General features: G+C 65.8%; 4 protein-coding genes and 1 pseudogene. All 5 read right to left on the bottom strand.

What is annotated here, in order from left to right; all coding sequences use genetic code 11:
* On the bottom strand, positions 1 to 971 hold a 971-nt coding region (gene ligA / locus Q0L94_RS17475; RefSeq protein ID WP_296755892.1), incomplete at its 3' end, for an NAD-dependent DNA ligase LigA.
* Complete coding sequence (locus Q0L94_RS17480; RefSeq protein ID WP_296755893.1) at positions 971 to 2173, bottom strand: cell division protein ZipA C-terminal FtsZ-binding domain-containing protein; 1203 nt, start codon at positions 2171 to 2173, stop codon at positions 971 to 973. The genes ligA and Q0L94_RS17480, both read right to left, overlap by 1 nt.
* Positions 2166 to 2525, bottom strand: a complete 360-nt coding sequence (gene ftsB / locus Q0L94_RS17485; RefSeq protein WP_296755896.1) for a cell division protein FtsB — start codon at positions 2523 to 2525, stop codon at positions 2166 to 2168. The genes Q0L94_RS17480 and ftsB overlap by 8 nt, the downstream gene beginning before the upstream one ends.
* Positions 2503 to 3786 carry a phosphopyruvate hydratase gene (eno, locus tag Q0L94_RS17490; protein WP_296755898.1) on the bottom strand — a complete coding sequence of 428 codons (1284 nt, stop codon included), beginning with the start codon at positions 3784 to 3786 and terminating at the stop codon, positions 2503 to 2505. Before eno ends, ftsB begins: the two co-directional genes overlap by 23 nt.
* A gap of 112 nt (positions 3787 to 3898) precedes the next feature.
* Positions 3899 to 4366 (bottom strand): annotated as a pseudogene (locus tag Q0L94_RS17495) (3-deoxy-8-phosphooctulonate synthase); the annotation flags it as partial.
* Positions 4367 to 4583: the final 217 nt, after the last annotated feature.

Consider the following 4583-nt stretch of genomic DNA (forward strand, 5'->3'; position numbering starts at 1 on the left):
GCCGGGAATTTATGCGCCACCGCCCAGCGCGGCTCGCGCGTGACAAAACCCAGTTCGCGCTGCAGGTCCAGGCGGTTGACCTTGTACACCACGCCGTCGATGTCGAACGGCAATTGATCGCGGCGCTCGGCGACATCGTCATGGAAGGCGACCAGCGCCGCCGCGCCTAGCCCGGCGATGCGCTCGCTGCACACCGGCACGCCCAGTTCAGCCAGTGCGTCGAGCGTGGCGCTGTGGGTAGGCGGCAGCGACCAGCCCCGTACCTCGCCCACCCCATAGGCAAAAAACGACAGCGGCCGCTGCGCGGCCATTGCCGGATCGAGCTGGCGAATGCTGCCCGCGGCACCGTTGCGCGGATTGACCAGGGTGGGCTTGCCGACCTCCCGCTGCTTCGCGTTGTAGCGCTCGAAATCGTCGCGCCGCATGAACGCCTCGCCGCGCACTTCCAGCACGGCGGGCGGCGCAGCGGTATTCAGGCGCAGCGGGACGGCATGCACCGTGAGGATGTTCTGGGTGACGTCCTCGCCGGTTTCGCCGTCGCCGCGGGTGGCGGCCTGCACCAGCACGCCGGACTCGTAGCGCAGGTTGATGGCGAGGCCGTCGAACTTCAGTTCGGCCGCGTATTCGACCGGCGGATCGTTCTCGCCCAGCCCCAATTCGCGCCGCACCCGCGCGTCGAAAGCCTGCGCGCCGCTCGCTTCGGTATCGGTCTCGGTGCGGATCGACAGCATCGGCACCGCATGGCGCACCGGCGCGAAACCCTCCAGCGGCTTGCCGCCTACGCGCCGGGTCGGCGAATCGGGGGTGGCGAGTTCGGGGTGTCCGGCTTCGAGCGCCTGCAGTTCGCGGAACAGCCGGTCGTACTCCGCATCGGGAATGGTGGGGGCGTCGAGGACGTAATAGGCGTAATCATGACGCTCGATTTCCTGACGCAACGCCGCCGCGCGCGCCGGCACATCGGATGCCGGCATCAGGAAAACAGACGCAGCGCCCGCCGTGAGCCGGATGGCACGCCGCGCGCTTCCATGCGCTCGTAGATCTGCGTGAGCTGAGTGCGGATTTTCTCGATGCCGCTGTCGGTCAGCGGGCGCAGGTTGTCGTCCACCAGAATGCCGCCGACTTCGCTGGCAAGCTTGCGGCCGAACGCCACCATGCCGTCGAATACCCTGATGCCATCCGGTACGCGCGGCACGTCGAATTGCAACGTCACGCCCTGCGAGGTCTGCCCTTCCACCACCGCAGCATTGAAAGGCTCGGCATCGTGGTTGCACAGCGCATAGAGCGGCTCGCCGCGGCTGTCGAGCAGCTGGAATACGCCGTCCATGCCCAGCGCCATGCCGCAGGCTTCGGCCTCGCGCACGATGCGCGCCAGGTTCACCGCCCCTTCGCCGCGCGCCACCACATTCAGGCCGATGAGTACATCGACATCGACACAGAAGCGATCGATGGCCTGCGCGCGCTCCATCGCAGCGGCCACGTCGTCGCAGGCGACGCGCAGGCCATGCGCCTGGCCCACGTTCTGCAGCAGGGCGCACAGGGCCGAGAGCTGCTCTTCCTGCGCCGCACCGTTGCGGTCGGCCAGCTGCATGGTGACCGCCACCTGCTGATAGTGCACGTCGCGCCAAGGCTGGATCTCCTCCCATTCCGCGGCACCGGCCGGCAATCCGGCCCAGCGCACCGCCTTGCCCAGGGTGCGCGCATGATTGAAGGCATCGGCAAACACATTCGCCAGGACGCCATCGCCGCCGACGCGGATGCGGTATTCGATCAGTTCGTCGTAGGGTGCCTCAGGTGCCGTCGCCGGGACATAGGGTGCCTGAGCAGAAGGCGGCGGAGCAGGTGCCACGCGCGTGGGCATGCTGTCTTCAAGCGAGGTCTCCGCCTGCGGCAGGTCGGCATCGATCTGTAAATGGGGCTCGTTGATCCCGGCCACGTCGCGCACGTCGTCATTGGCATCGAAGACCGGTTCGCGTAACGCCGGTTCAAGCCGCTCAGGCCGGCTGGGCGTTTCGTGCGGCACCGTCCCCGGCTGCATCAGCGCATCGCCCGCCGGCGTCTGAAAAGCCGCGTCGGCCTGTTTTCGGAAGCGGCGCTCCTGAATCCAGTTGAACAGCAGCACCACCGCCACGATGGCCACGCCAATCACCAACAAGCCGATTTGCAAGTCACTCATTCGTTTTTCCCGACTGAACGGTGTGGGCAGACACCACCCGGACGAACCATTCGTCCGGCGCAATCATGCCCAGTTCATTGCGCGCGCGTTCTTCGATGGCGTCGCGTCCCTGCTTGAGGTCGCCAAGCTCGGCCAGCAGGCCGGCATTGCGGGTCTGCAGACGCTGGTTCAGTGCCTGCTGGGTGTCGATTCTGTGCGCACTTTCACGCACTTTCAACCACCCGCCTTCGCCCAGCCACAGCGGGTATTGCAACAGCACAATCGCAGCGGCCAGCACCCAGGTCAATCCCTGGCTGCGAATGTGCGCGACCAGCCTGGCCGCGTTGTGGTCAGCCGCGCTGGCGGAACGCATCGCGTCCGGGATAGCTCGCCGCGTCGCCGAGTTCTTCCTCGATGCGCAGCAGCTGGTTGTATTTCGCCATGCGGTCGGAGCGCGACAGCGAGCCGGTCTTGATCTGGCGCGCGTTGGTGGCGACCGCCAGATCGGCGATCGTGGTGTCCTCGGTCTCGCCCGAACGGTGCGAGATCACCGACGTGTAGCCGGCCTGCTTGGCCATCTCGATCGCCTGGAAGGTTTCCGACAGGGTGCCGATCTGGTTGACCTTGATGAGAATGGAATTCGCGATGTCCTTGTCGATGCCTTCCTTGAGGATTTTGGCGTTGGTGACGAAAAGGTCGTCGCCGACCAGCTGGACGCGCTTGCCGAGTTTGTCGGTGAGGGTTTTCCAGCCGTCCCAGTCGCCTTCTGCCATGCCGTCCTCGATGCTGATGACCGGGTACTTGTCGCACCAGGCCGCGAGGTAATCGGTGAGTTCGGCGGAGCTCAGCTTGAGGCCTTCGGATTCGAGATGGTAGAGGCCGTCCTTGTAGAACTCGGACGCGGCGCAATCGACCCCGATGGCGACGTCGATGCCGGGCTGCAGGCCGGCCTTTTCGATCGCCTGCACGATCAGCTTCAGCGCCGCCTCGTGCGATTCGAGGTTGGGGGCGAAACCGCCCTCGTCGCCGACGGTGGTCGCCATCCCGGCGGCGTCGAGCAGTTTCTTCAGCGCGTGGAACACTTCGGCGCCGTAGCGCAACGCCTCGCGGAAACTCGGCGCGCCGACCGGAATCACCATGAATTCCTGCATGTCGATGTTGTTGTTGGCGTGCGCGCCGCCGTTGATGATGTTCATCATCGGCACCGGCAGCGCCATCGGCGCGGCGCCGCCGAGGTAGCGGTAGAGCGGCAGCCCGGCCTGTTCGGCGGCGGCACGCGCGCACGCCATCGACACCGCGAGCAGGGCATTGGCGCCGAGGCGCGACTTGTTCTCGGTGCCGTCGAGCTCGATCATGGTGCGGTCGATGAAGGCCTGGTCCTCGACGTCGAGTCCGATGATGGCTTCGCAGATTTCGGTGTTGACGTGCTCGACGGCCTTCAGTACGCCCTTGCCCAGATAACGGCTCTTGTCGCCGTCGCGCAGCTCGATCGCCTCGCGGCTGCCGGTGGACGCGCCCGACGGCACAGCGGCGCGGCCCAGCACGCCGGACTCCAGCAGCACGTCGGCTTCAACAGTGGGATTGCCACGGGAGTCGAGAATTTCCCGGGCGATGACATCGATGATTGCACTCACTATGTTTCCTCAGAATTCAATTTTTATCCGCGAAGTACGCGAAGGGACGCGAAGAAAAGAAAAAGCAGGACTTACTTGGGTTTTCTTCGCGCTTCTTCGCGTACTTCGCGGATCAGGTTTTCATCAACTTGTGTTCGATAAACCCGCGCTGCTTCACCAGCGCGTCGATTTCCTTCAGCGTTTCCAGCAATTCCTTCAGCATGCCGAGCGGCCACGCGTTGGGGCCGTCCGACAGCGCGCACGCCGGATTCGGATGCGTCTCCGCGAACACGCCCGCCACGCCGGCAGCGACCGCCGCACGTGCCAGCACCGGCACGAACTCGCGCTGGCCGCCGCTGGTCGCGCCCTGCCCGCCCGGCTGCTGCACCGAATGGGTGGCGTCGAACACCACCGGGCACTGCGTCGCGCGCATGATCGCCAGGCCGCGCATGTCGGACACCAGCGTGTTGTAGCCGAAGCTGACGCCGCGCTCGCACACCATGATCTGCTTGTTGCCGACCGCGCGCGCCTTGTCGACCACGTTCTGCATGTCCCACGGCGCCAGGAACTGGCCCTTCTTGATGTTGACCGGGCGCCCCGATCACCCCCCAGCAAGCCCTGCAACGCACGATCGAGCACCGCGAGATCTTCTTCGACGAGATGCTGTCGCTGATGCGCCAGATCATGGCCGGCGAGCTGCGCAAACGGGCGAGCAGTTCGCGCCCATCGCCATCGGGCCGGTTCATGTCGATGAGCGCGAGCGCAAGCGGCTGGCTCGCCGCGATCTCCAGCGCGTGGTGGATATCGGGCGCGCTCAG

The organism is Thiobacillus sp. (genome assembly GCF_024708915.1).